We start from the raw sequence: 23,834 nt of genomic DNA on the forward strand, positions 1-23,834 counted from the left end.
GGTTTTCAGAAGTTGCCGAGGCCGCCGCAGACGTTGAGGGCCTGCGCGGTGATGGAGGCGGCGGTGTCGGAGGCGAGGTAGCCGACCAGGCCGGCGACCTCCTCGGGGGTGGAGTAGCGCCCGAGCGGGATCTTCGCCGTGAACTTGTCGCGGATGGCGTCCTCGCTGGTGTCGTAGGCGGCGGCGTAACCGGCCCGCACCCGCTGCGCCATGGGCGTCTCGACGTATCCCGGGCAGACCGCGTTGACGGTGATGCCGGTGGGGGCCAGCTCGTTGCCGAGGGCCTTGGTGAACCCGACGACCCCGTGCTTGGAGGCGGAGTACGGCGCCCCGAGCACGACGCCCTGCTTCCCGGCCGTCGACGCGATGTTGATGATCCGCCCGCGGCTCTTCTCCCGCATGCCGCCGGTGGTGAGGGCGGCGCGGGTGAGGCGGAAGACGCTGTTGAGGTTGGTCTCGACGACGTCGTACCAGAGCTCGTCGTCGATGTCGGCGGTCACCCCGCCGCCGGACCGGCCTGCGTTGTTCACCAGTACGTCGACGGTGCCGTACCGCTCGACGGCGGCCCGTACGAAGTTCTCGATGGACAGCGCGGACCGTACGTCGAGGGTGGTCCCGTCGACGTCGAGGTCCTCCGCGCGCAGTTCCTTGACGGTCCGCTCGACGTTCCCGGCGTCGCGGGAGCCGATGAAGACGCGGTGGCCCTGCCGGGCCAGCAGCCGCGCCGCGGCGAGACCGATTCCGCTGGTGGCCCCGGAGACCAGGGCGACCCTCTGCTGCTGTTCGGACATGTCTGCAGCTCCGTTTCAGGGCATGGGGGAACCGCCAGCGCCCGGTCAGGACGGGCGCCGGCGGCCGGAGGGGGGTGGGGAAGGTCAGGCAGCGGCGGCGACGTCACCGAGCTGCGTGTTGACGACGGCGAGCAGCTCGCGGGGCGTCTTGGCCTCGGTCACCACGGAGTCGTCCAGCGTGATGTCGTACTCCCGCTCGATGCGCCCGCAGGTCTCCAGGATGGCGAGCGACTCGTAGCTGAGCTCCTCGAAGTCGGTGTCGAGGATGTCCCCGTCGAGGTCGACGCTCTCGTCGGCGCCGGCGGCCTCCAGCAGGATCCGCTTGAGGTCGTCGAGGGTGAAGGACTGGGTGGCCACGGTGATCTTCCTTTCACGACTACGAATGGGAACGCCCGCGGTGCCCCCCGGGGAGGGGGCGGGGAAGGCGGGCGGGTCTTTCGAGGGGCCGGGGTCAGCGGGGCTGGGGGGTGGGGACGCTTACCGGCGCTGGCAGGGTGCCGCCGCGCCCACCCGTGCCGCCCTGCGGCACGCCTGCCCGCAGCTAAGAAGCCCCGCAAGGGGCGCGGGGAACTGCGCGACCCGCCCCCACCGGCCCGCGGTCGCGCCACCGCGCGCACCCCTGCGGCGGGGGGCCTAGGCCCGGACGACCATCGCGGAGTTGAAGCCGGCGTAGCCGCGTGCCAGGACCAGGGCCGTACGGACCTCGGTCAGGCGCGGCTCCCCCACCACCAGGTCGAGGTCGTAGCCCGCCTCCGGCGAGATGTTCACCGTCGCCGGTACCACGCCGTCCCGGACGGCGAGCAGCGCCGTCGCGACGTCCAGCGGCGCAGCCCCCGAGTACAGCCGCCCGGTCATCGTCTTCGGCGCCGTCACCGGCACCCCGTGCGGCCCGAACACGTCACTGATCGCTTCGGCCTCCACCCGGTCCAGCTCCGGCACGGCCGCCGCGTCGGCGAACACCACGTCCACGTCGGCCGCGTCGGCCCCCGCGTCGGCGAGGGCCAGCTCGATCGCCTTGCGCAGCCCCGGCGGGCGCTCGCTGCCCGGCGCCGGGTCGAACGTCGCGCCGTACCCCGCGATCTCCCCGTACACCCGGGCACCGCGCCGTACGGCCGTCTCCTCGGCCTCCAGGATCAGGATCGCCCCGCCCTCGCCGGCCACGTGCCCGGCCGCGGCGGGGTCGAACGGCAGGTAGGACCGGTCCGGCTCCTCCGACGTGGAGAGCCGGTCGCTGGCGAGCTGGGCCACCCACCCCCACGGGCAGATGGACGCGTCGATCGCCCCGGAGACGATGAGGCGCGTCCCCTTCCGGATCTGCCGGCGACCGTGCGCGAGGGCCTCCAGGCCGCCGGCCTGGTCGGAGACGACGACCCCGCTCGGGCCCTTCATCCCGTTGCGGATGGAGATCTGGCCGCTGTTGACGGCATAGAACCAGGCGAACGACTGGTATGCCGAGACGAACTGGCTGCCCCGGCTCCACAGCTTCTGCAGCTCGCCCTGGCCGAACTCGAAGCCGCCGGAGGAGCTGGCGGTGACCACGCCCATGTCGTAGGCGGGCAGGTCGGCCGGAGTGACCTCCGCGTCGGCCAGCGCCCAGTCGGTCGCGACGAGCGCGAGGCGGGTCATGTGGTCGGTCTGGGCGAGCAGCCGGCTCGGCAGGTGCTCCCCGGCGCTGAACCCGGGCACCTCGCCGGCCAGTTTCGCCGGGTACCCGGACGGGTCGAACCGCGTGATGCGGCCGATCCCGCTCTTCCCGGCCCGGGCGGCGGCCCAGTAGTCGTTCGTGCCAAGGCCGTTGGGCGCGGCGATGCCGAGCCCGGTCACCACGGTCCGTGCGCTCATGCGGCGGCGCTCCTGTCCGGTCGGGCGAGCACCATCGCGCTCTGGAAGCCGCCGAACCCGCTGCCCACGGTGAGCACCGCGTCGGTGCGGTGCTCGCGGGCGGTGAGCGGGACGTAGTCCAGGTCGCACTCGGGGTCGGGGGTGTGCAGGTTGGCCGTCGGGGGCACGACGTTGTGCTCCATGGCGAGGACGGACGCGGCGATCTCGATGGAGCCGATCGCGCCGAGCGAGTGCCCGACCATCGACTTGATCGAGGAGACCGGGGTCCGGTAGGCGTGGTCGCCGAGGCTCTTCTTGAACGCGGCGGTCTCGTGCCGGTCGTTCTGCTTGGTACCGGAGCCGTGCGCGTTGATGTAGTCGATGGCCTCGGGGTTGAGCCGGGCCTCGTCCAGGGCGACCGAGATCGCCTCGGCCATCTCCGCGCCGTCGGGCCGCAGCCCGGTCATGTGGAAGGCGTTGCAGCGCGAGGCGTACCCGGCGATCTCGGCGTAGATGTGCGCGCCCCGCCGCTTCGCGGCCTCCAGCTCCTCCAGGACGAACACGGCCGAACCCTCGCCCAGCACGAACCCGTTGCGGGTGCCGTCGAAGGGGCGGGAGGCGTGCTCGGGGTCGTCGTTGCGCGGGGTGGTGGCCTTGATGGCGTCGAAGCAGGCCAGGGTGATCGGGGAGATCGGGGCGTCGGTGGCGCCGGCGATCATCGCGCAGGCCGAGCCCTCCCGGATCAGCTCGACGGCGTGGCCCACGGAGTCCAGGCCCGAGGTGCAGCCGGTGGACACGACCGTGGCCGCGCCCTCCGCGCCCACCGACCAGGCGACCTCGGCCGCGAACGAGCTGGGCACCAGGTAGTTGTAGAGGTGCGGGACGGCGTAGGTGTGGTCGACCAGGTCGAGCCGGCCGCCGTCGCTGACCACCCGGTACTCCTGGTCGAGCCCCATGGTCGCGCCGACCGCGCTGCCGATGGTGACCCCGACCCGGTGGGGGTCGGCGCCGGACAGGTCGAGCCCGCTGTCGGCGAGGGCCTCCCGCGCGCTGACGACGGCCAGTTGGGCCGCCCGGTCCATCCGCCGTATCTCCTGCGGGCTCAGCCCGTGCTCCTCCGGGTCGAAGTCGACCTCGGCTGCGACCCGGGACCGGAAGGAGGCCGGGTCGAAGAAGGTGATGCCGCGGGTCGCGGTGCGGCCCTCGCTGAGCAGGTTCCAGAAGTTCTTGGTACCGACACCGCCGGGGGCGATGACACCGACCCCGGTGATGACCACTCGCCTGGCGTTCACGCCCGGCCCTCCCAGTCGTAGAAGCGCGTGGCGACCGCGTCGGCGGGAGACCGCCAGGTGGCGGGGTCGTACGCCTCGATGAACGGCTTCAGGTCCTCGCTGATCCGCACGAACCGCGGGTCGCTCTTCGCCTCCTCGATCAGCTCACCGCCGTTGTCGGTGTCGAAGTGCTGGAGGTGGAAGTACAGCCCGCGGTACGCGAACAGCTCACGGCGCCGCGTACCCATCAGATGCGGCATCTCGGTCCGGTCGAACTCCCCGAAAAGCCGGGCGACTTCCGCGCTGCTACCCGGTTCCATCCGGGCCACGATCAGAGTGCTGTGCATGAAAACTCCTCAAGGAAAAGCGCCCCGTCAGGGCGCGCGAACGTATCGTTGGGCGCCAACGACAGCGCCCCCGAAGGGGCGCGGGGAACTGCGCGACCAGCCACGACGGCGGGGCAGCCGCGACACGACACGACCCGGCACTCCCGGCGGCGCCGTCAGCGGGCGGGCCCGAACCACCGCTCCAGCGCCATCGGCAGATCCGCATGGCTCCCCGGCGCCACCCAGGCCACGTACCCGTCCGGCCGCACCAGCACAGCCGACGTGCCCTCCAGCACCCCGTCGGCCGGCACCGCCGTGACGACGTCCACCCGGTCCCGCCACGCCCAGACCCGCTCCCGCAGCCGCTCGTTGTCGGCGAGGTCGAGCAGCACGCCCCGCCCGCCGCGCAGCGCCTCCGTGCTGGAGGAAACCCTCCGGTGCCCGGTGAGCGGCACGTTCGGCAGCCGCCGCCCGAGCAGCGCGCCGGCGCCCCCGTCCAGGTCGTAGTGGATCTCCAGGCCGGAGACCATCGCCGCCAGGTGCCTGCTGACCTCGGGGTAGCGGATCAGCTCGTTGAGCACGTCGCGCAGCGGCTGCACCTCGGGTCCAGACAGGAACAGCAGCCCCTGCGCCCGGGTGTTCATCATCAGCCGCTCGCCGACCGGGTGCCGTTCGTCGTGGTACGTGTCGAGCAGCGTCTCCGGCGCCCGCCCCCGCACCACCGCACCCAGCTTCCAGCCGAGGTTCACGGCGTCCTGGATGCTGGTGTTCATGCCCTGCCCGCCGGCCGGCAGGTGGATGTGCGCGGAGTCGCCGGCGAGCAGGATCCGGCCGCGCCGGTACTCGGTGACGAGCCGCGTGCCGTCGCCGAACGACGACACCCACACCGCCTCGGCGTGCGAGATGTCGTCGCCGGTCAGCCGCTGCCAGGCCGCCGCGGCCTCCGCCCAGGTCGGCGGCTTGTCGCGGCGCTGCGGCGGGGTGCCGCGCTCGCAGATGATCAGCCGGGTGATGCCGCCGGGCAGCGGCCCGACCATCACCATGCCGCCGGGCAGGGTCTCCCCGATCATCCGGGGCTCCAGTTCGATGCCCTTCACGTCGGCGAGGTACATCTCCAGCGTGGACGGCGTCCCCGGGAAGTCGAACCCGGCGGCCTTGCGGATGGTGGAGCGGCCGCCGTCGCAGCCGACCAGGTACTCGGCCCGCAGCAGGTGCACGCCCTCGGGGCCGCGCACCTCGACCTCGACGCTGTCCTCCTTCTCCTTGACGGAGAGCACCTCGTGCCGGCGCCTGATGTCCGCGCCGAGCCGGCCGGCCCACTCCTCCAGGACGGTCTCGGTGACCGACTGCGGGATCGTTTTGGCAGCCTGGTGGGCGCCGTCCAGGACACCGAAGTCGACCGGCAGGCCACCGAAGTGGCCCACGTTGCTGACCTCGATGTCGCCGAAGCGGGGCAGCAGGCCGCGCTGGTCGAAGACCTCCATGGTGCGGGCGGTGAAGCCGAGTCCGCGCGACTCTCCGGTGCGCGCGGGCAGCTTCTCCAGGACGATGACGTCGGCGCCCGCGAGCCGTAGCTCGCCCGCGAGCATCATGCCGGCCGGACCGGCGCCCACGACGATGACTTGTGCGTCCATGACACTCCTCGGGAACGGTTCCGTACGGCCCCGTCGGGGAGACCGTCGGCGAAGGCGAACTGTCAGCGGTACAGGCGGCCGATCGCCCGGTTGGCCACGTGCGCGGCCGCCGCGTGCCGCGGGTCGGGCGCCAGCGCCTCGTGCCGTACGGCGACCTCGGCGAGCTTGATGGCGTGCTCGTCGCCGATCCGGACCGCCTCGGCGAACAGGGCGGCCGGGTCGGGGACCTCGGGCAGCGGGGCCGCGGGCCGGGGCACGGCGTGGAACCAGTCGAGCATCGTGCGGCTGACGGCCCGCGCCACCCGGTACGACGGCCACCGCTGCTCCGCCGGCAGGTGCTCCACGACCAGCCGTACGGCGGCGGGCCCGGTGACGGAGTGGATCAGCGGGACCGGGTGCGGGAGGGAGAGCGTGGCGTAGATCCCGGAGAACTCGGCGACGAGTTCGTCCAGGGCCCGTACGACGTCACCGTCACCGTCCCCGGCCTCCTCCACGACGATCCCGCCGTCCGAGTACCGGGCCGCCCAGTACCCCAGCCCCTGCGCCAGTTCGGCCAGTTGCAGTCGGTTGTCGGGGCCGGCGGTGACCACCGCGCGGACCGCGTGCGCGGTGCGGATCACTCCGTGCGTGAGCACCCCGGACAGGCCGGGCAGCAGGCGGGGCCACCAGCGGGCCAGCACGTCGGTCCACTCCCCCTCGGCCAGCTCGCGTTCGAACAGGGCGGTCCAGTCGGCGACCCGGCCGAACCGGCCGAGCGCCTGCCGCCAGTCGGCCTCGTCGGCCGGGTCGAGGGCGAACCGCCGTTCGGGCACGTCGTGGAAGGTATGGCTGCGCAGATGGCCCTCCACCCAGCCGGGCACCTCGTCGGCGTAGCCCATGTGGGCCAGGGCCTCGGCGGCCATCGGCGCGTGGTTGACGAAGCTGCGTCCGTGCTCGTATCCCACGGAACGCAGCCGCTCCAGGGCACCGTTCATGGCGTCGGAATAGGTGAGTGCTGCCAAAGCGATCAGTCCTCGATCGGTCCTGGGTCAGTCCTTGATGTCGCAGATCGCGACGCCCGCGGCGAGGGCCTGCCCCACCTCGGCGGCGATCCCGGTCACGGTGCCGGACCGGTGCGCGGCGAGCGGCTGCTCCATCTTCATGGCCTCGAGTACGACGACCAGGTCGCCCTTCTCGACGGTCTGCCCCTCGGTGACGGCGACCTTGACGACGGTGCCCTGCATGGGAGAGGTGAGGGTGTCCCCGGAGGCGGCGGGCGCCGGGCCGCCCGTGGTGCGGCGGCGGGTCCGGGGCGCGGCGGCGGCCCCCACGAGCGTCCGGTCGGGGGCCCTGCCCAGCACCGCGGGCAGCGAGACCTCCAGCCGGTGTCCGCCGACCTCGACGACCACCGTCTCGCGACCGGCGTCCTCCGTCTCGGCACCGGCGGCCGGGGCCGCCGCGTAGGCCTCGATCCCGTTGACGAACTCGGTCTCGATCCACCGGGTGTGGATCCGGAACGGGTCACCGGTGAAGGCCGGGTCCCTGACGACCGCCCGGTGGAACGGGATCGCCGTGGCCATCCCCTCCACCCGGAACTCGTCGAGCGCCCGCGCGGCCCGCTCCAGGGCCTCCGCGCGGGTGCGGCCGGTGACGACCAGCTTGGCCAGCAGCGAGTCCCAGGCCGGGCCGATCACGCTGCCCGACTCCACGCCCGCGTCCAGCCGCACCCCCGGACCCGACGGCGGTTCGAAGACCCTCACCGTGCCCGGGGCGGGCAGGAAGCCGCGGCCCGGGTCCTCGCCGTTGATGCGGAACTCGAAAGAATGGCCCCGCAGTTCGGGGTCCCCGTAGCCGAGTTCCTCGCCGTCGGCGATGCGGAACATCTCGCGGACCAGGTCGATGCCGGCGACCTCCTCGGTGACGGGATGCTCGACCTGGAGGCGGGTGTTGACCTCCAGGAAGGAGATCGTGCCGTCCTGCCCGACCAGGAACTCGCAGGTGCCCGCGCCGACATAGCCGGCCTCGCGCAGGATGGCCTTGGACGACCGGTACAGCTCGGCGGTCTGCTCCGGCGTCAGGAACGGTGCCGGAGCCTCCTCCACCAGCTTCTGGTGGCGGCGCTGCAACGAGCAGTCACGGGTCGATACGACCACGACGTTGCCGTGCCGGTCGGCGAGGCACTGCGTCTCGACGTGCCGCGGCCGGTCCAGGTAGCGCTCCACGAAGCACTCGCCGCGTCCGAAGGCGGCCACCGCCTCCCGCACCGCCGAGTCATAGAGCTCCGGCACCTCCTCCAGGGTCCGGGCGACCTTCAGCCCGCGCCCGCCGCCGCCGAAGGCCGCCTTGATGGCGATCGGCAGGCCGTTCTCCTCGGCGAACGCCACGACCTCGTCCGCGCCCGAGACCGGGTCCGGGGTGCCGGCCACCAGGGGCGCGCCCGCGCGCTGGGCGATGTGCCGGGCGGCCACCTTGTCGCCCAGGTCGCGGATGGCCTGCGGCGGCGGGCCGATCCAGGTCAGACCCGCGTCCAGGACCGCCTGGGCGAACTCCGCGTTCTCGGAGAGGAACCCGTAGCCGGGGTGGACGGCGTCCGCGCCGGTCTCCCGGGCGGCCCGCAGCACCTTGCCGATGTCCAGGTAGCTGGTGGCCGGGGTGTCACCACCCAGCGCGAAGGCCGCGTCGGCGACCCGGACGTGCAGGGCGTCGCGGTCCGGGTCCGCGTAGACGGCGACGCTGTCGATCCCGGCGTCCCGGCAGGCTCTGGCGACGCGGACGGCTATCTCGCCACGGTTGGCGATGAGCACCCGGCGCATGTCAGGACGCCTGCCGGGTGTGCTGGAAGCGGTCCGCGCCGGTCTCCAGCGGGCCCAGGGAGCCGTCGAAGAAGATCAGCGGCTCCAGACCGTGCTCGGGGACGCCCAGCTCCACCACCTCGCCGACGACGATGGCGTGGTCGCCCGCGGTGTGCACGTCGACCGTGGTGCAGGTCAGGTGGGCGAGGGCCTCGCTGAGCACGGGCAGCCCGTCCTCGGTGAAGTGGTGCGGGACACCCTCGAAGGCGCTCGCGCCCGCGGCGGTCCGGCGTCCGGCGAAGTGCCGGGCCAGCGGCTGCTGGCGCCCGGAGAGGAAGTTCACGGTGAACCCGCCGCTCTGCTCCAGGAGCGTGTGCAGCCGGGACTGGTGGTGCAGGCAGAACAGCACCAGCGGGGGTTCCAGCGAGACCGACGTGAACGAGTTGACGGTGGTGCCGTCCGCGTCCCCGTCGGGGCCGGTGGTGATGACCGTGACGCCGGTCGTGAACAGGCCGCACACGCGGCGCAGATCCAGCGGTTCGACGGGCCGGGTCTCTTCGGCGCGGGTCAGCGACCGCGCTGCTGCGGACATGCGCATCCCTTTCTGGCTTGGCTGGCAGTGGTCAGAGGAGCTTGCGGACCTTGGCGCCGGCCTTGAGGATGCCGAGCAGGAACTCGCGGCCGACGCTGTTCATCTCGGCGGGGGCCTCGACGGAGGCCCAGTACAGGAAGCGGGCCATGGTCAGCGTGGAGGGGTAGATGAACCGCCGCTCCTCGTCCTTCCAGCCGAAGACCGGGTTGACGACCGGGGAGTCCTTGAGCAGCCCGAAGACGATGTCGGCGGCCTCGTCGCCGGTGAGCGCGCCGGCCTCGTACTTCTCGCAGGTCTCGGCGGTGGACTCCAGGATCCGCTTGAAGGAGTCGCTCTGCGGCCACCACAGGCCCGGGTGGGCCACCTTCTCCAGCTCGTCGAAGTGACGTGTGTCGTGGTCCTTGAAGTGCTTGAGGCGGGCCCGGGTCAGCCGCATGGTGCCGGGGGTGATGAAGGAGCCCCAGACCCGGAAGACCGCGTTCCAGAGGCGGAAGTGGGAGAAGGCGATGAAGGAGCTGTTGACCAGGTCGTCGTTGTACTGGAGCAGGCCCTGCTCGACGCGCTCGACGTACTCGAAGCGCTCCGCGGAGAAGTCGCCGTCCTTGAGGGCGGGGATCAGCCGGGAGGTGAGCGCGTCGACGACCTCCATGGTGTTGGACAGGCCGCGGGAGAACAGCGGGTCGAGGAAGCCGGCCGCGTGCGACATCAGGCACCAGCGGTCGCCGATGGTCTGCTTCGAGGAGTACTGCAGCCGGTCGGTGGAGATCCACTCGCGGACCCGGGTGGCGCCGTCGAACTGGCGCTTCACCGCCGGGTACTTGTCGAGGAAGGACTGGAACTCCTGCTCCGGGGTGAGGTCCTTCGGCTTGGGGTAGGTGCGCTCGTCCATCGTCAGGCCGACGCTGCACAGCGGGTTGCGGGACTTGGGGTGGTTGTCGAACGGGATGATCCAGAACCAGCCGCGCTCGATGAGGTGGTGCATGGTGCCGGTGTGCCAGTCGGCCGGCGGGCGCAGGTCCTGGGGGTGGCCGCTGACGTCGTCGAACCGCTTGATGCCGACGTAGTGCGTGAACATCGAGCGGGAGTGGTGCTTGAAGCGGGCGGTGGGCTTGTCGCGCAGGTCGAACTTGTCGGCGAGCGGCGAACGGAAACCGGAGGCGTCCACCAGGTACTTGGCCCGGTACAGCTCGGGCTCGGCGCCGGGGGCGGCGCTGCGGCCGAGGACGGTGACGCCGTCGTCGTCGAACTCGACCTCGTTCGCACGCCAGTTCTGCCGGGGGGTGCAGCCGTACCTGACGGCGACGTGGAACATGAAGGCGTCGCTGTCCTGACGGAACATGTGGCTGTTCTGGTGGAATATCTTCGGCAGGGCGAGCTGGGTGGCCTCGCGCGGGTTCGGCTCTTTTCCGACCTCGTGCTTCATGAAACCGAAGTGGGCCTTCGTGCCGAAGGTCGGACCGATGTCACGGGTGGAGGCCTCGACGCTCGCCAGGCTTTTCAGCTCGGGAATGTCGTGGCGTTCGGCGAGGATGTGGATCCATTCCACGAGCTGCGGGGTCATGGACTCGCCGATGGCGAAGCGCGGGTGCGCGGCGGCGTCGACCAGCAGCACCTTGGCGCCGTGCTTGGCCAGGACGGCACCGGTGACGGAGCCGGCGAGGCCCGAGCCGAGGATGATGACGTCGAAGGTCATGTCCTCGGGTATGCGCGCCGGTTCCGGCGCGCCGTCGGTCTTCTGGGCGACCATGACTGTCTCCTTCGTCGAGGGGCGGTGCGCAACGGGAAATCAGCATGAAAAAAGGCCCCTCGCGGCCCTTCCGTAAAGAAACCGGAAGGACGGCGCGAAGAGCCTGGAACAGGATCTGGAAAAGCGTCTGGGGAAGGGCCCGGAAAAGGGCGCGAAGTATCCGCTGAATTAAGCGTGACATCCTTTGGCCAGAGGGTCAACCCCTGGCGGAGACGGATGACTTGGGATTCTCGGCGAACGCCGGACCGGAATGTGTCGGGGCCAGGAGTCTCAGCAGCAGTCCCCGCAGTTCGTCCGCGCCGCCGGGCCCGAGCATGGCGGAGACGTCCGCGGCGAGCCCCGCGACGGCGCGGGCTACGACACCGAGCTGCTCGCGGCCGAGGTCGGTCACTTCGAGGGCGTAGCGGCGCCGGTCGTGCGGGTCCCGGCCGCGGCGCACCAGGCCCAGCCTGACCAGTTCGTCGACGAGCTGGGAGGCGGCGGGTCCGGTGATGGCGAGCAGTTCGGCGAGCCGCTGCTGGGCGATGGGCCCGAGCACGTCGAGGGCGGAGAGCGGACCGTAGTGCCGCACCCTGAGGCCGGTGCCGGCCAGCTTGTCGTCGCCGTGCTTGCGCAGCCGGTGGTGGGCCTGCCCGACCAGGTACTCGGTGCCCTGCACGAGGGGCTGCGCGGACTCGGGCAGCAGCCGGGCCAGCAGCTCGTCGAGCCGGGCGCTCTCCTCGTCCGTCAGTACGGCGGTGAGCCGGGCGTCCCGCTCGGCGACCGCCCGCCGGCTGGCCTCGACGGCCTCGCGTCCCCGGTCGGTCAGGGAGAGCACGTACTGGCGCCGGTTGTCGGGGTTGCGGGTGCGCCGGACCTCGTCGCGGGCCTCCAGCCGGTCGATGACGCCGACCATGATGGTGCGGTTGATGCCGAGCCGTTCGGCGAGGTCGAGCTGGGACTCCCAGTCGCGGCCGGTGAGCGCGTCGAGGACCAGGAAGTCGCGGGGGTCGCTGTCGCCGCCGTCGTCGGTGGCGGCGAACTGCGCGTAGACGCGGCGCAGGAGGTAGCCGATGAAGTCGGTGAGCGCGTCCGGGAGGACGCCGGGGACCTCCGCGGTCTGCTCGGTCCGGGTCACCGGGCCGCGCTCGTCGTCGCTCTCGTACCGCAAGACAGCACCTCCTGCCCGAGTATATCGACGGCTTGCCGGCCGGCGCCGACACCGACACCGGCCCGGGGGAACCGGCGACCCCGCCCGGAAGTGGTCAGGGCGGGGCCGCCGGGGTCGGTCACAGGGCGACGGGCGGGTGCTCGGCGTCCTGCTGCTCGGGGCGGGTGCCCGGGAGGGTGGCCAGGGCCACGACCAGGGCCAGCAGGTAGAAGGCGCCGCCGAGCAGGAACCCGTACGAGTAGCCGGTGGTGAGGGCGTGCGGGACGCTGCCCGGCAGCTCGTGGTTCGTGATCGCGGTGGCCGCCGCGGCGAGGGCGGCGAGGCCGATGGCGCCGCCGATCTGCTGGGCGGTGTTGACCAGGCCGGAGGCCGCGCCGGTGGCCTGCGGGGCGACGCCGCGGACGCTGACGATGGTGACGGCCACGAAGACCATGCCGAGGCCGAGGCCGACGACCAGCTGGGCCGGCAGCAGCGCGGCCCACGGGGTCTGGCCGGGCTCGATGAAGCTGAACCAGACCATGCCGGCGGTGCCGATCAGCAGACCGAGGGCGATCACGTTGCGCTCGGGCAGCTTGGCGAGCAGCTGCGGGCCGAGGCCGCCGGCCGCGATGCCCATGCCGAGGGCGAAGGGCAGGTAGGCGACGCCGGTGACCATCGGGGCGTAGCCCTTGACCAGCTGCATGTAGAGGGTGAGGAAGTAGAAGGTGGCGAGCATGCCCGCGCCGACCAGGAACATGATCAGGTTAGCGCCGACGCGGCTCTTGTCGGCGAGCACCCCGCTCGGGATCATCGGCGCCTTGCCGGCGCGCTGGATGAGCACGAAGGCGAGGATCAGGACGAGCGCGGCGCCCAGGCCGATCAGGGTGACGCCGTCGCCGAAGCCCTTGTCGCCGGCGCGGTTGATGGCGTAGACGAGCGAGCCGAAGCCCAGGGTGGCGGTGAGTGCGCCGGGCACGTCGACCTTGCCGCGCTCGCGCTCGCCCTCGACGAGGACGCCGGTGCCGAACAGGACGGCCAGGGCGATCGGGATGTTCACGAACATCACCCAGCGCCAGCTCAGGTACTCGGTGAGCGCGCCGCCGAGCAGCAGGCCGACGACCGAGCCGAGGCCGCCCATCGCGCCGTAGACGCCGAGCGCCTTGTTGCGGGCGGGTCCGGCCGGGAAGGTGGTGGCCAGCAGGGACAGGGCGGTGGGGGCGGCGATGGCGGCACCCGCGCCCTGGATCACCCGGGCGGCGATGAGCAGTTCGCCGCTCTGGGCGAGGCCGCCGAGCAGTGAGGCGGCGGTGAACAGGACGAGGCCGGTACGGAAGACCCGGCGGCGGCCGAAGAGGTCACCGGCGCGCCCGCCGGCCAGCAGCAGACCGCCGAAGGCCAGGGCGTAGGCGGTGACGATCCAGCCGAGGCCGGACTCGCTGAGCCCGAGGGCGCTCTGCATGCTGGGCAGGGCGACGGCGACGATCGTGTTGTCGAGGACGAGCATGAGCTGGGCCGCGGCGATCACGAGTAACGCCAGTCCGAGTTTGCCGTCCTGCTGCGGCGGGGCCGCGGCCTTGGGGACGGCCTGAGTGCGGTCTTGCAGCGACATGGGATGTCTCCGTGTCTGTCTCAGGGTTGGGGGGGTGTCGAGCGGAGCGCGGAACCCTCGGGATCCGGTCAGCGGGTGGCGGAGGGGGTCTTGGGAGTCCAGATGGCGAGGTCCTCGTAGGCCTTGCGCCAGTCGTTCTCGTAGGCGTTGCGCAGCGGCTCGGGCATCTTGCCGAGGATGTGGGCGACCTTCGCGGCGTCGATGTCGTCGAGCATCCAGGGCAGGTAGCGGGCCGAGTCGTCGCCGATCCGGGTGCGCTGCTCGGCGGAGAAGTCCGCCCACTGCTCCTGGGAGAGCGTGATGTCCATCAGCTGCAGGGCATCCCGCTCCTCGTGGTCGAGGTGGCCGCCGAGCTTGGCGAAGAGGGTGTCGGTCAGGCCGGTCAGGCGCTCCAGGCCGGAGTCGCGGTCGGCGAGGGCGGCGTCGATGTCGGCGAGCAGCGGGTCGATGACGCCGTGCTCGGCCTCCATGTCGGCGAGCAGGGCCAGTTCGGCGTCCTTGCCCACCAGCGCGGCCTCCATGACCGGCCAGATCTTCACGTCCTCGGAGGTGTGGTGGACGGTCAGGAACTTCTTGAACAGCTCCCAGCCGACCGCGGCGCTCAGCACGTGCCGGGGGTCCTCGTCGACCCGCGCGGTGATCCGGGCGATCCGCTCCAGCTCCCGGCGGAGCGCGTCGTGGATGGCGAACATCATCGTCATGTCGAGGTTCTTGAAGTCCTGGCTCATCGTTCTCTCCCTCACTGCCTCACCGCTTCGTCGTACTGCGAGAGTATCGTCAACCCGCTTATCCATCAAGCTTCCAACTAGCAATATGCCAACCATCAGGGCCTGAACTATTCGCCGGTCGGCGGCTGACGCCACTGCCGTGCCCGAAGGCGCAGGTCAGCGGGTGCTCGCGGGCTCCAGGGCGGGCTCGTCCTGGCCGGTTCCGGCCGGTTCCGGCTCGGAGTGCTCGTCGATGCCCTTGCGGATCCAGGTCAGCGCGGGGCTGGTCATGGCCGTGGTGAGCAGCGCCATCAGCACCAGGACGGTGAACAGCTCCGGCCCGATGACACCCAGCCCGAGCCCGATGTTGAGCACGATCAGCTCGGTCAGGCCACGGCAGTTCATCAGCGCGCCCAGCGACATGGAGTCCCGCCAGTCCCGGCCGGAGAGCCGGGCCGCGAGCGTGCCGCCGCCCCACTTGCCGGCCACGGCGACGGCGAGCACGGCACCCGCCCACAGCCACTGGGTGCCGCTGCCGCCCAGCAGCCCCACGTCGGTCTTCAGACCGGTGCTGACGAAGAACAGCGGCAGCAGCGCGGGCACGGCGAAGGCCCGCATCCGGGCCGCGGTGGCCTCGATCCGGCGGCTGCCGCGCGGGGTGACCACGCCGAACAGGAACGCGCCGAACAGCGCGTGCACCCCGATCCGGTCGGTGGCGTACGCGGCCAGGCTCAGCCCGCTGAACAGGACGACCAGCACGACCCCGTCGGCGTACCGGCGCTCCGCCCGCGCGGCCCACCTGGCCAGCAGCGGCCGTACGACGAGGAACATCACGGCGGTGAAGACGAGCGCGTACCCGGCGGTGGTCAGGGCCTCCACGGGCGAGTTGCTCTTCGTCACCGCGACCACCGCGGCCAGCAGGCACCAGGCGCTGACGTCGTCCACGGCCGCGCTGGCCATGGCGAGCGCGCCGACCCGGGTCCGGTACAGGCCCCGGTCGGTCAGGATCCGGGCCAGCACCGGGAACGCGGTGATGCTCATCGACACCGCGATGAACAGCACGAACGGCAGCTTCCCGGTGCCGGGCGGCGCGAAGTCGCCGTACATGCCGAGGGCGAGCAGCGTGCCGAGCAGCAGCGGCAGCGCGATGCCGGCCTGGGAGACGGCGACGGCCGTTCTGCTGTTGCCGCGCAGGGACTTGAGGTCGAGTTCGAGTCCGACGAGGAACATGAACACGAGCAGGCCGATGTTCCCGAGCACGCCGATGTACGGCAGCGCCGACTCCGGGAACAGCCACGCCTGGCCGGCGGGCCAGAGCCAGCCGAGCAGGGACGGGCCGAACAGGATGCCGACGAGTATCTCGCCGACGACAGGCGGTTGCCCGAGCCGCCCGAGCAACTGGGCACCGGCCCGGCAGGCGAGGATCACCACGGGCACGGCGACGAGCAGGGGGGTGAGCGGATCGGGGGCGGCGGCAGCCATCGCGTTCTCCTGTGAAAGAGGGGGGACCTGTCCTTTTTTGGGGCGCGGGGAACTGCGCGATCAGCCACGACGGCGCCGCGGTCGCCCGACATCCGCGCGGGGCACGGCGATGCGCAGCAAGTGCCGCGATCCGTGGTGGACCGGCCACAGGTCCGATGTGGCTCGTCGCGCAGTTCCCCGCGCCCCTGAAGGGGCGCGTTGTCGGCGCCGGAGCTTTCAAGTGCCGTAAGGACGCGCGGCCTTGGCCTCGCGCAGCGCCGTCGCCCACCACATGAGCTGGTCCAGCATCAGCTTGGCCGCGGCCTCGGCCCCCTCCGGCTCCGCCGGAAACGTGCCGTCGGCGTCGTAGTGCTCCAGCACCCGCGGGAACGTCACGACGTCCTTCATCCCCACGCAGTGGAACTCGGCGAAGATCTGCCGCAGATGCTCGATCGCCCGCACCCCGCCGGCCATGCCGAGGCCGTAGCCGACGAACCCGACCGGCTTGGCCTCCCACTCGGTCTGGAAGCTGTCGATGAGGGTCTTCAGCGGCCCCGGAACGCTCCGGTTGTACTCCGGTACGACGACCACGTACGCCTCCGCCCCGGCCAGCCGGGGCCGCAGCGCCGCCGCCCGCGGGTCGGCCTCGTCGAGGCTGGCCGGCAGCAGGTGCTCGGCGACGTCGACGACGTCCAGGACCAGGTCGTCGCGGCGGGCGGCGACCCGCGCGAACCAGCCCGCGACGTCGGGGGCGAGCCGCCCGTCGCGGGCGGAGCCGACCAGCAGCGCCACCCGGACCGGCAGGGTGACCAGACCGGCGGCGGTCACGGCCGGGCCGCCCGCAGCCGCGCCGGCGCCTCGACCGGCGTCAGCGCGAGGAACTCGGTGGCCTCGACCCGGGAGAGGATCCGCCGGGTCAGGGCGGGCATCTTCGTCGTACCGTCGTCGGTGAAGACCACCGGTCCGGTGACCCGGATCCGGCGGCCCCGCGTGGTGATCTCGCAACCGCCCGCCGCCAGCACGTTCTTGACCCAGTCGGAACCGGGCCCGTACGGCAGCGTGATGACGATGTCCGCGCCGCGCCGGAACAGCTTGACGGGCGTGGTGAACTCGCGCCCCGACTTACGGCCGCGGTGGTGGACCTTCCCGAAACCGGGCAGCCGGCTGAACAGCGGCCCGACGAGATGGTTGGCGAACCGCCGGTTGAAGCGGGCGACTTTCCTGTCGATCGGCATGTCTCAAGTCCCTTGCTCCGTCGGGTCCTTGGTTTCTGATGGGGCGTACGGCGCCCGGCCCCCGCCGCCGTCAGCGGGGGCCGGGCGCGGCCGGGGCGGCGGATCAGGCCGCGGGCTTGCCCGCGGCGGGACCGCCGGCCGGACCGCCGGCCGGGGTCAGCGGGCCGCCCGGCCTGCCGCCGGACTTGAGGAAGCGCTCCAGGGAGAAGTTGTCGACGATGCCCCAGCGCTCGGCGATCCGGTCGCCCTCGAAGCGGAACCAGATGATCGCCTGGTGCTGCACCTGCAGCCCGGTCGGCTGGATGCCGATGAACGGGCCGGTGTGCCGGCCGTGCATGACCCAGCGGATGGCGGCCTTGTCGCCCATCGATATGAAGTCGAGGATCTCGTACTTGATGTCGCTGAACGCGGACTGCTGGATCCGGATGGTGTGTTTGAACGCCTCCGGGCCGCGCATGGAGTCGTCGTGGCTGCCGTGGTTGCGGAAGTCGGCGGTGAGGTAGCGGTCGGCGGCCGACAGGTCGCCGAGGTCCAGGCCCTCATGGAAGACCTTCTCGATCAGTTCCTTCTGCTGGTCCGCGGTGAGCGTGGTCGGCATGGGTGCGTTCTCCTCTGCTGAAGTGGGCGGGTTTCCACGGGTGTCGAGGGTCTTGCGGTCGACCTGGGTGACTCCCCTGGGCACGGCGCCGGTGGTCCACACGATCCGCAGCCGCAGCCGGTCGAACCGCCAGCCGTCGGGGGTGCGCCGGGCCGTGCCGGTGAACCGGCCGCCGAGCTGGAAGTACTGGGTCGGGTCCGGCGGCAGCGGCGAGCCGTGGTGCACGTGGGAGGCGATCAGGCTCCAGCTCAGCTCGGCCAGGTCGCCCTCGACCTCGACCTGGGTCTCCGAGCCGTGGTGGTGGGTACGGCCCCAGCGCGCCATGATCTCGGTGGTGAAGCCGGACACCCCGGCGAGGCCCCGGTGGCTGCCCACCGGGAACGTCATCTCGACGTCCTCGGTGAACAGGGACCTCGCCCAGGTCTCGTCGAAGCCGCCCTCGTCGAGGCCGGCCAGATAGCGCCCGGCCAGGTCCCGCAGGCTCAGCACGTCGGTGAGCCGGGCGACCTCGGCCGTCATGACACCCGGCGCGCTTCGGTCCGGGCGTCCGTCGCGTAGATCACGACGTCGTCGGGACCGTGCACGACGGCCTTGCCCTCACCGGTGAGCGCGTCGCCGTCGTGGCGCGCGGTGATGTCGATCTGGATGTACGCGGCCCGGTGGCCGTTGGGGCTGATCTGGGTGACGTCGAGATTGAAGTCCTCGCGCAGGGAGAACTCCAGCGAGTCGTCGCCGGTGACGGTCCAGGCGCCGGTGCCGGTGCTCTTGCGCGTGGTGACCGAGAGCGAGCCGTCCGGGGCGAAGGCGACGGTGTACTCGTCCACCTCGCCGTCGTGCGTGACCGTACCCGTCCATTGACCGACGGGTGTCCAGGTGGAAACAGGCATCGACCACACTTCCTCAAGTCGGGGCGGAGAGAAAACAAAAAATCCGCGCCCCGGTCGGGGCACGGATTTCGGGAAGGACGCCACGGGCTCGAATGCAGAAGCCCGGGAGAAGCGCCACCGCCGTCAGGGCATGGGGGCGCCGAAAAGAGTGTGACACCTCTGTTCGGTTGCGTCAACTTCCCTTTAGATAAAGCGAGTTGACAATCAGGCGGGTAATCGAAGAAGCCCCCGCGGCAGGGGGGATGGGCCGCGGGGGCTGCTTCGCACCGGATCCCCGCACGGATCCGGTTTCTTGCGGGTGATGGTCGGTGAATTCCGTGCGACAGCTACGACGGCGAAGAGTTGGTCGAATTGACCGCGGTCGCCGGGTCGCGCGCCGCCTATTCGGTCTCGCTCCTGCGCGCCAGTGCGAAGAGTTCGTCGAGGTCGTACTCGGCCCGCCGGGGGCCGCCGTGGCGGGTGAGTTTGCCGCGGCTCGCCCATTTGCGGATGGTCGCCTGGGTGACGCCCATCGCGAGGGCGGCCAGTTCCGTCGGGACCGTGCGCGGCTTCGCCGGTCCGGTCGCCTCCTCGCCCGCCTTCGGCCGGTCCGGTTCCGTCATGTCGTCGCCACCTCTCTCGCCCGGTTCGCGACCAGCAGCCACTGGCGTGGCGGCAGGGCGTGGCCGGCGTCGCAGGTGACCTGGTCGGGCACCCGGTCGCCGCCGTCCGCAGGCAGCACGCCGTAGAGCGTCCCGGCGCACTCCGGCCGGGTGCAGGCGCCGAGGGCGAACCGGCGTACCGGGCCCGGGCCGAGCAGTCGGCCGAAGTCGGTGCGGAGTTCGGCGAGTTCCTCGTCGAGGTCGGCGCCCGCCGGGTGCCCGGCGAACCAGGGCAGCTGCCCGCGCAGGAACCCGACCAGCGCCGGCACCCCGCGGCCGGCGGGGCGGGCGCCGGTGCGCTCGTCCACGACGAGCCGCGCCCACAGCCCCATGACCTCGGCCGTCCGGGCCCGCAGGGCCAGCGCCCGTTCGTCGAGGACGATGCCGACGGTGGCCCGGCTGCCGCTCACCCGCTCGCGCAGCACCGGCGCCCCGGGCGCCAGCGCCTGGTCGCTCTCCCGGTACAGGTCGAGCAGGGTGCGCAGCGCGCCGTCGATCCGGTCCAGGCAGCGGACGCAGATCCGGCCGCAGCGCCTGCGGCAGTCGCGGCTGGCGTGGTCGTCCGTGAGTCGCTCCGGCTCTTCCATTCGGATCCCCCGAATCCTCGGTCCGTGTGGAACTGCGTCCAGTCTCCGGGCGGCCGGCGGCCGGTTCAACGCACGGCGGTTCAGGCTTCCCACAATCCTCCGCAGCTCTGTCAGCGGAGTGTCAAACCTGTGTCAAGTGGCCGGATTTGAGCCATGTTACAAACAGACCTGTCTGATTGAGGACCAAGCCGAACCTTCGCTCGTCGCGCATGTTTCCGGACAACCATGCCCGTAGCCTGCGAAGTTGAGATCCTGTGGAGATCATGAGGAGGTGGACCACCACCGGGGTCCTCCCATGAAACAGGCATGGTTGTATGATTCTTACCACCATTGGCACCGGTGCCCGCGGACAGTGCATGCACCGGGCACACTGTTGGCAGGGAAGGCGGGTACGACCTGATGCAGGCGCGATCCGAGCACACGCGTCAGGCTCTCGTCCATGCCACCGCCGAGCTCATCGCGGACGGTCGGCTGTCCGACGCGGGACTGGTCAACATCTGCCGCCGGGCCGGGGTCAGCCGGGGGGCGCTGTACCACCACTTCTCCTCCACCACCGCGCTGACCGCGGCCGTGTACGAGGAGGCGAGAGCGCGGGTGGAGGCGCTCACCGAGGAGGCCTTCGCGGGTCCGGCGGCGGACGCGCCCAAACGCTTTCTGTTCGCGCTCGGCGAGGCCATGCGCACCGAGAAGGTGGTCCGGGCGGGCATGCAGCTGGCCGCGGACGGCTCGGCCGGACCGCCCCGGCTCCGCGACGACATGCTCGCCGCGGTCCACGAGCGGGTGGCGGAGGCGCAGCAGGAGTCCCCGGAGCCGGCCGCGGACCTCGCCGGCCTGGCGGTGGTGATGGCCGCGGGCATCGAGACCCTCGGGCACTCCGACCCGGGCTGGTGGGACGGCGAGATCACCCAGCGCCTGTGGCGGCTGCTGCGCCCGCTGTTCGACCGGGACCGGCCGCCGGGCCGGGGCGGCGAGCGCAGGATCTGAGAGCGGGCCGGTCACTCCTCGGGCGGCGTCGTGCGCAGCCGCCCGACCAGGCCCGGCGTGGCGAGGCCGGGCAGCAGGAACTTCCACAGGACGCTGGTGCGTTCGGGCAGGTCGGCGCGGCCGGTGTAGGCCTGGGACATGATCTGCAGGCCGGTGAAGGAGCCGACGATCAGCGAGGTCGCCTCGCGCACGTCCACCCCCGGCAGGATCTCGTCCCGCTTCTCGGCCTCCTGGAGCAGCGCCAGAATGGTGTCCATGGACTGCTCGTAGGTGGTCTGCGGCGGGCAGTCGAACGACGTCTGCTCCGTGGTCAGCCGCACGCTCGCACGCAGCACCGCGTCGTGCTGCAGGCGCCGGGCGAACTCCAGCGTCAGGTCGATCACCGACTGCAGCCTGACCGGCCGTTCGGGCACTTCCAGGGCCTCGGCGTGGGCCTGCACCAGGGCCAGCGCGATGGCTTCCTTGGAGGGGAAGTGGTGGTAGAGGGACCCCCGGGTGAGTCCGGTGCGGGCCAGGATCTCGTTGGTGCTGGCGGCGTCGTAGCCGCGCTCGTCGAAGACCTGGGCCGCCGCCTCCAGGATCGACCGCCGTGACCGCTTGCCGCGTTCCTGCTGAGCCATGCCAGATCCTTACGCTCTCCCACTGAATTCAACAGACTGGTCTGTATCGTAAGCCGCATGGCCGGCCTACGGTCAGTACCGCGACGGGAGTTGTCAGAAAGCGGTTCCCCGGCCGCACGCCGGAACCGGGTGTGACCTCGGCAAACGCGCGAGGGGGCTACGGACTGCCGATCCGGAAACCGACCCCCCGGACGGTGACGATCCAGGCACCCGAGCCCAGTTTGCCGCGCAGGGTGCCCACGTGGGTGTCGACCGTGCGGCCGCGCGGCGACCAGGCGTCGTCCCACACCTGGGCCATGATCTGGCGGCGCGGGATCACCGTGCCGGGCTGCGAGGCCAGCAGGTGGAGGAGGTCGAACTCCTTGCGGGTCAGGTCGAGGGGCCGTCCGTCGAGGGTGGCCGTGCGGGCGCCGGGGTCGATGCACAGCGGCCCGTGGGCGACGACCCGGCCGGCGGCCGGCTGGTCCGCCGGCCGTACCCGCACCCGGCGCAGCACCGCCTCCATCCGGGCCAGCAGTTCCCGGAACCCGTACGGCTCGACCAGGTAGTCGTCCGAACCCGCCTGCAGGCAGAGCACGCAGTCGAGCTCCGAGCCGCGCGCGGTGACGGCGATGATCGGCAGGTCGCTGACCGCCCGGATGCCCCGGCACACCTCGAGTCCGTCGAGGTCGGGCAGGTCGAGGTCGAGCAGCACCAGGTCGGCCTCGCGGTGGCCGCGCAGCGCCTGGGCGCCGGTGGTCGCGCCGTGGGTGGCGTAGCCGTGCCGGGCCAGCCCCTGCCGGAGGGGGTCGGCGGCCCGGGGGTCGCTCTCCACGACCAGGACGTTCAGCGCTCCCGCCCGGGGCGCGCCGGACACGGGGGCCGGGCGGGCCGGCTGCCCGGCCGAGTGGCCGGCCGGGTGCCCGGCCGGGACGAGCGGGCCGTGCGAGCGGTGGTGCCGCGGCGCCGGCGCCACGAGGTCCGCGTACTGGCGGTTCATCTGCTCCCCCTGAGGCACATCCACGTCATCTCGGACTGCGGGTTCAGGACCAGACCGTACCAAACAGACTTGTCTGATTGTCAACCGCCAAGGTTCTCCGGCGCGGCGCTCGAACCCCTTGTCACGACCCCTACCGTGAGCTGCGATTTCGTCGGAATACCGGACAAGTGGGAGGTGGTACTCCGTTAAGTCTCCCCACGGCAAGACGTGACCAAGGATCACGCAGCTCCGGTGAATCATACAACCTTGCACGTTTCGCGGTTGCAATACCGACATAACGGTCGCCTGACATCGATGGCAGACCCCCAGGGGTCCCCGACTCGCCCAAGAAATCGCCTCGCCTCTTGCAGAACCGGACCGACCTGTCTGTATCTTGTGGTGCAGAACGTCGGCCACGGGGGGTGACAGCCGACGTACGGCTTGTTGCCCCCTCCTTTCCGTCACACCGACACAGGAGCGCTGCACATGCCGCACCTCACCGACCGGGCCATCGCCCCGAAGCCGCTGCTTCCCGGACTGACCACCACTGTGCCGCGTGAGTACGTCCACCGCGCGGCGGTCTCCGAAGTCCTGCTCACCGGCTGGGAGCGCGACGAGTCCCCGGGCGCCGACGGCTTCGACGGCTTCGTCGTCCGGGCCCAATGGCCGCGCAGCCACGCGCTGTTCGCCCCCGACGGCGGATACCAGGACCCGATGCTGCTGATCGAGTCGATCCGCCAGATCGGGTCCCTGCTCGCCCACGCCGAGTTCGACGTGCCGTTCGGCCACCAGTTCCTCATGTCTGACATGTCCGTGACCGCCGAGCCCGACCTGCTGGTCACGGACGCGGTCCCCACCGACGTCGAGATGCACGCGGTCTGCCGGGACGTCGTGCGCCGCGCGGGCCGGCTGCGGGAGATGCGCTACGACGTCACCGTGGTCCGGGAGAACGGGGCCCGCGCCACCGCCTCGGCCGCGTTCCGCTGCATGAGCCCGGAGGTGTACCTGCGGATGCGCGGCGAGCGCCCCACCACCACCGACCTCACCCCGCCGCCGGCCCTCGACCCGGCCGCCGTGGGCCACGCCACCGCCCGGCACGTCGTCCTGTGCGCACCCGCGCCCGGCACGTACGGCAGATGGGAACTGCGGGTCGACACCGCGCACCCCACCTACTTCGACCACCCGGTGGACCACATACCCGGCATGTTCCTCCTGGAGGCCGCCCGGCAGGCCGCGCACGCCCGCACCGGGGCACCCTGCGCCCTGCTGCTCGGCATGCGCAGCGAGTTCACGCGGTACGCCGAACTCGACGCGCCCTGCTGGATCACGGCCGACCCCGAACCGTACGGCGACTCCGGCGACCTGCTGGTACGGGTGCACGGCAGCCAGCGGCAGGAGACGGTCTTCACCGCCGAACTCGTCCTGCGGCCCCGTGTCCGCTGACCCCGACCGCTCCCCGGGAGAG

General features: G+C 71.8%; 24 protein-coding genes. 2 read left to right on the plus strand and 22 right to left on the minus strand.

The window, feature by feature from the left end; all coding sequences use genetic code 11:
* Positions 1-5: 5 nt before the first annotated feature.
* From fabG to ACGF5O_RS05855, 20 genes are all read right to left on the minus strand, one after another.
* Entirely contained in the window at positions 6-791 is a 786-nt protein-coding gene (fabG, locus tag ACGF5O_RS05760; protein ID WP_393808649.1) for a 3-oxoacyl-ACP reductase FabG, read from the minus strand.
* Between the two features lie 84 nt (positions 792-875).
* The gene (locus ACGF5O_RS05765; RefSeq protein WP_393808650.1) at positions 876-1,148 is read right to left on the minus strand and encodes an acyl carrier protein; all 273 of its coding nucleotides are present in this window, start codon (positions 1,146-1,148) and stop codon (positions 876-878) included.
* A 276-nt stretch (positions 1,149-1,424) separates the two neighbouring features.
* Complete coding sequence (locus ACGF5O_RS05770) at positions 1,425-2,633, minus strand: ketosynthase chain-length factor (protein ID WP_393808651.1); 1,209 nt, start codon at positions 2,631-2,633, stop codon at positions 1,425-1,427.
* Positions 2,630-3,904: a beta-ketoacyl-[acyl-carrier-protein] synthase family protein gene (locus ACGF5O_RS05775; protein ID WP_393808652.1), complete on the minus strand. Its 1,275-nt coding sequence runs from the start codon at positions 3,902-3,904 to the stop codon at positions 2,630-2,632. The genes ACGF5O_RS05770 and ACGF5O_RS05775 overlap by 4 nt, the downstream gene beginning before the upstream one ends.
* Positions 3,901-4,230 carry a TcmI family type II polyketide cyclase gene (locus ACGF5O_RS05780; protein ID WP_393808653.1) on the minus strand — a complete coding sequence of 110 codons (330 nt, stop codon included), beginning with the start codon at positions 4,228-4,230 and terminating at the stop codon, positions 3,901-3,903. The genes ACGF5O_RS05775 and ACGF5O_RS05780 overlap by 4 nt, the downstream gene beginning before the upstream one ends.
* A 155-nt stretch (positions 4,231-4,385) precedes the next feature.
* Positions 4,386-5,843, minus strand: coding sequence for an FAD-dependent monooxygenase (locus ACGF5O_RS05785; protein ID WP_393808654.1), 1,458 nt, complete (start codon positions 5,841-5,843; stop codon positions 4,386-4,388).
* Between the two features lie 62 nt (positions 5,844-5,905).
* Positions 5,906-6,844, minus strand: a complete 939-nt coding sequence (locus ACGF5O_RS05790) for a hypothetical protein (protein ID WP_393808655.1) — start codon at positions 6,842-6,844, stop codon at positions 5,906-5,908.
* 27 nt (positions 6,845-6,871) lie between these two features.
* Complete coding sequence (locus ACGF5O_RS05795; protein ID WP_393808656.1) at positions 6,872-8,635, minus strand: acetyl/propionyl/methylcrotonyl-CoA carboxylase subunit alpha; 1,764 nt, start codon at positions 8,633-8,635, stop codon at positions 6,872-6,874.
* A gap of 1 nt (position 8,636) precedes the next feature.
* Positions 8,637-9,206: a flavin reductase family protein gene (locus ACGF5O_RS05800; RefSeq protein ID WP_393808657.1), complete on the minus strand. Its 570-nt coding sequence runs from the start codon at positions 9,204-9,206 to the stop codon at positions 8,637-8,639.
* Between the two features lie 31 nt (positions 9,207-9,237).
* A complete protein-coding gene (locus ACGF5O_RS05805) occupies positions 9,238-10,953 on the minus strand; it encodes an NAD(P)/FAD-dependent oxidoreductase (protein WP_393808658.1) in 1,716 nt (571 codons plus the stop codon).
* 196 nt (positions 10,954-11,149) lie between these two features.
* Complete coding sequence (locus ACGF5O_RS05810) at positions 11,150-12,070, minus strand: MarR family winged helix-turn-helix transcriptional regulator (protein WP_393808975.1); 921 nt, start codon at positions 12,068-12,070, stop codon at positions 11,150-11,152.
* A gap of 151 nt (positions 12,071-12,221) precedes the next feature.
* Complete coding sequence (locus ACGF5O_RS05815; RefSeq protein ID WP_393808659.1) at positions 12,222-13,691, minus strand: MFS transporter; 1,470 nt, start codon at positions 13,689-13,691, stop codon at positions 12,222-12,224.
* A gap of 68 nt (positions 13,692-13,759) precedes the next feature.
* The gene (locus ACGF5O_RS05820) at positions 13,760-14,419 is read right to left on the minus strand and encodes a hemerythrin domain-containing protein (protein ID WP_393808660.1); all 660 of its coding nucleotides are present in this window, start codon (positions 14,417-14,419) and stop codon (positions 13,760-13,762) included.
* A 156-nt stretch (positions 14,420-14,575) separates the two neighbouring features.
* Entirely contained in the window at positions 14,576-15,880 is a 1,305-nt protein-coding gene (locus tag ACGF5O_RS05825) for a cation:proton antiporter (protein ID WP_393808661.1), read from the minus strand.
* Positions 15,881-16,096: 216 nt separating this feature from the next.
* The gene (locus ACGF5O_RS05830) at positions 16,097-16,687 is read right to left on the minus strand and encodes an NADPH-dependent FMN reductase (protein ID WP_393808662.1); all 591 of its coding nucleotides are present in this window, start codon (positions 16,685-16,687) and stop codon (positions 16,097-16,099) included.
* Entirely contained in the window at positions 16,684-17,094 is a 411-nt protein-coding gene (locus ACGF5O_RS05835) for a nitroreductase family deazaflavin-dependent oxidoreductase (RefSeq protein WP_393808663.1), read from the minus strand. The genes ACGF5O_RS05830 and ACGF5O_RS05835 overlap by 4 nt, the downstream gene beginning before the upstream one ends.
* Before the next feature lie 103 nt (positions 17,095-17,197).
* Positions 17,198-18,211 carry an ester cyclase gene (locus ACGF5O_RS05840; protein ID WP_393808664.1) on the minus strand — a complete coding sequence of 338 codons (1,014 nt, stop codon included), beginning with the start codon at positions 18,209-18,211 and terminating at the stop codon, positions 17,198-17,200.
* Complete coding sequence (locus tag ACGF5O_RS05845; RefSeq protein WP_256215980.1) at positions 18,208-18,579, minus strand: dehydrogenase; 372 nt, start codon at positions 18,577-18,579, stop codon at positions 18,208-18,210. The genes ACGF5O_RS05840 and ACGF5O_RS05845 overlap by 4 nt, the downstream gene beginning before the upstream one ends.
* A 380-nt stretch (positions 18,580-18,959) precedes the next feature.
* Positions 18,960-19,181: a hypothetical protein gene (locus ACGF5O_RS05850; protein WP_393808665.1), complete on the minus strand. Its 222-nt coding sequence runs from the start codon at positions 19,179-19,181 to the stop codon at positions 18,960-18,962.
* Entirely contained in the window at positions 19,178-19,807 is a 630-nt protein-coding gene (locus ACGF5O_RS05855) for an OvmZ protein (RefSeq protein ID WP_393808666.1), read from the minus strand. Before ACGF5O_RS05855 ends, ACGF5O_RS05850 begins: the two co-directional genes overlap by 4 nt.
* Before the next feature lie 399 nt (positions 19,808-20,206).
* On the opposite strand from ACGF5O_RS05855, the gene ACGF5O_RS05860 reads away from it, so the two are divergent.
* Complete coding sequence (locus ACGF5O_RS05860; protein WP_393808667.1) at positions 20,207-20,791, plus strand: TetR family transcriptional regulator; 585 nt, start codon at positions 20,207-20,209, stop codon at positions 20,789-20,791.
* An 11-nt stretch (positions 20,792-20,802) separates the two neighbouring features.
* On the opposite strand, the gene ACGF5O_RS05865 is transcribed toward ACGF5O_RS05860, so the two are convergent.
* On the minus strand, positions 20,803-21,411 hold the full coding sequence (locus ACGF5O_RS05865) for a ScbR family autoregulator-binding transcription factor (RefSeq protein WP_393808668.1): 609 nt from the start codon (positions 21,409-21,411) through the stop codon (positions 20,803-20,805).
* 157 nt (positions 21,412-21,568) lie between these two features.
* Entirely contained in the window at positions 21,569-22,390 is an 822-nt protein-coding gene (locus ACGF5O_RS05870) for a response regulator transcription factor (protein ID WP_393808669.1), read from the minus strand.
* A gap of 465 nt (positions 22,391-22,855) precedes the next feature.
* Here ACGF5O_RS05870 and ACGF5O_RS05875 point away from each other — a divergent pair, with 465 nt between their 5' ends.
* Positions 22,856-23,812 carry a ScbA/BarX family gamma-butyrolactone biosynthesis protein gene (locus ACGF5O_RS05875; protein ID WP_393808670.1) on the plus strand — a complete coding sequence of 319 codons (957 nt, stop codon included), beginning with the start codon at positions 22,856-22,858 and terminating at the stop codon, positions 23,810-23,812.
* The last annotated feature ends 22 nt before the right edge of the window (positions 23,813-23,834 follow it).

Source organism: Streptomyces sp. NPDC048291, assembly GCF_043201715.1.
Taxonomy (GTDB): Bacteria; Actinomycetota; Actinomycetes; order Streptomycetales; family Streptomycetaceae; genus Streptomyces.

What these genes read in the sequence shown, in the direction of transcription:
- ACGF5O_RS05865 (WP_393808668.1), bottom strand. Translation starts at nt 21,411, where the DNA reads ATGGCTCAGCAGGAACGCGGCAAGCGGTCACGGCGGTCGATCCTGGAG.
- ACGF5O_RS05770 (WP_393808651.1), bottom strand. Translation starts at nt 2,633, where the DNA reads ATGAGCGCACGGACCGTGGTGACCGGGCTCGGCATCGCCGCGCCCAAC.
- ACGF5O_RS05825 (WP_393808661.1), bottom strand. Translation starts at nt 15,880, where the DNA reads ATGGCTGCCGCCGCCCCCGATCCGCTCACCCCCCTGCTCGTCGCCGTG.
- ACGF5O_RS05820 (WP_393808660.1), bottom strand. Translation starts at nt 14,419, where the DNA reads ATGAGCCAGGACTTCAAGAACCTCGACATGACGATGATGTTCGCCATC.
- ACGF5O_RS05840 (WP_393808664.1), bottom strand. Translation starts at nt 18,211, where the DNA reads ATGACGGCCGAGGTCGCCCGGCTCACCGACGTGCTGAGCCTGCGGGAC.
- ACGF5O_RS05870 (WP_393808669.1), bottom strand. Translation starts at nt 22,390, where the DNA reads ATGAACCGCCAGTACGCGGACCTCGTGGCGCCGGCGCCGCGGCACCAC.
- ACGF5O_RS05850 (WP_393808665.1), bottom strand. Translation starts at nt 19,181, where the DNA reads ATGACGGAACCGGACCGGCCGAAGGCGGGCGAGGAGGCGACCGGACCG.
- ACGF5O_RS05795 (WP_393808656.1), bottom strand. Translation starts at nt 8,635, where the DNA reads ATGCGCCGGGTGCTCATCGCCAACCGTGGCGAGATAGCCGTCCGCGTC.
- fabG (WP_393808649.1), bottom strand. Translation starts at nt 791, where the DNA reads ATGTCCGAACAGCAGCAGAGGGTCGCCCTGGTCTCCGGGGCCACCAGC.
- ACGF5O_RS05785 (WP_393808654.1), bottom strand. Translation starts at nt 5,843, where the DNA reads ATGGACGCACAAGTCATCGTCGTGGGCGCCGGTCCGGCCGGCATGATG.
- ACGF5O_RS05835 (WP_393808663.1), bottom strand. Translation starts at nt 17,094, where the DNA reads ATGCCGATCGACAGGAAAGTCGCCCGCTTCAACCGGCGGTTCGCCAAC.
- ACGF5O_RS05875 (WP_393808670.1), top strand. Translation starts at nt 22,856, where the DNA reads ATGCCGCACCTCACCGACCGGGCCATCGCCCCGAAGCCGCTGCTTCCC.
- ACGF5O_RS05855 (WP_393808666.1), bottom strand. Translation starts at nt 19,807, where the DNA reads ATGGAAGAGCCGGAGCGACTCACGGACGACCACGCCAGCCGCGACTGC.
- ACGF5O_RS05805 (WP_393808658.1), bottom strand. Translation starts at nt 10,953, where the DNA reads ATGGTCGCCCAGAAGACCGACGGCGCGCCGGAACCGGCGCGCATACCC.
- ACGF5O_RS05860 (WP_393808667.1), top strand. Translation starts at nt 20,207, where the DNA reads ATGCAGGCGCGATCCGAGCACACGCGTCAGGCTCTCGTCCATGCCACC.
- ACGF5O_RS05815 (WP_393808659.1), bottom strand. Translation starts at nt 13,691, where the DNA reads ATGTCGCTGCAAGACCGCACTCAGGCCGTCCCCAAGGCCGCGGCCCCG.
- ACGF5O_RS05800 (WP_393808657.1), bottom strand. Translation starts at nt 9,206, where the DNA reads ATGTCCGCAGCAGCGCGGTCGCTGACCCGCGCCGAAGAGACCCGGCCC.
- ACGF5O_RS05780 (WP_393808653.1), bottom strand. Translation starts at nt 4,230, where the DNA reads ATGCACAGCACTCTGATCGTGGCCCGGATGGAACCGGGTAGCAGCGCG.
- ACGF5O_RS05845 (WP_256215980.1), bottom strand. Translation starts at nt 18,579, where the DNA reads ATGCCTGTTTCCACCTGGACACCCGTCGGTCAATGGACGGGTACGGTC.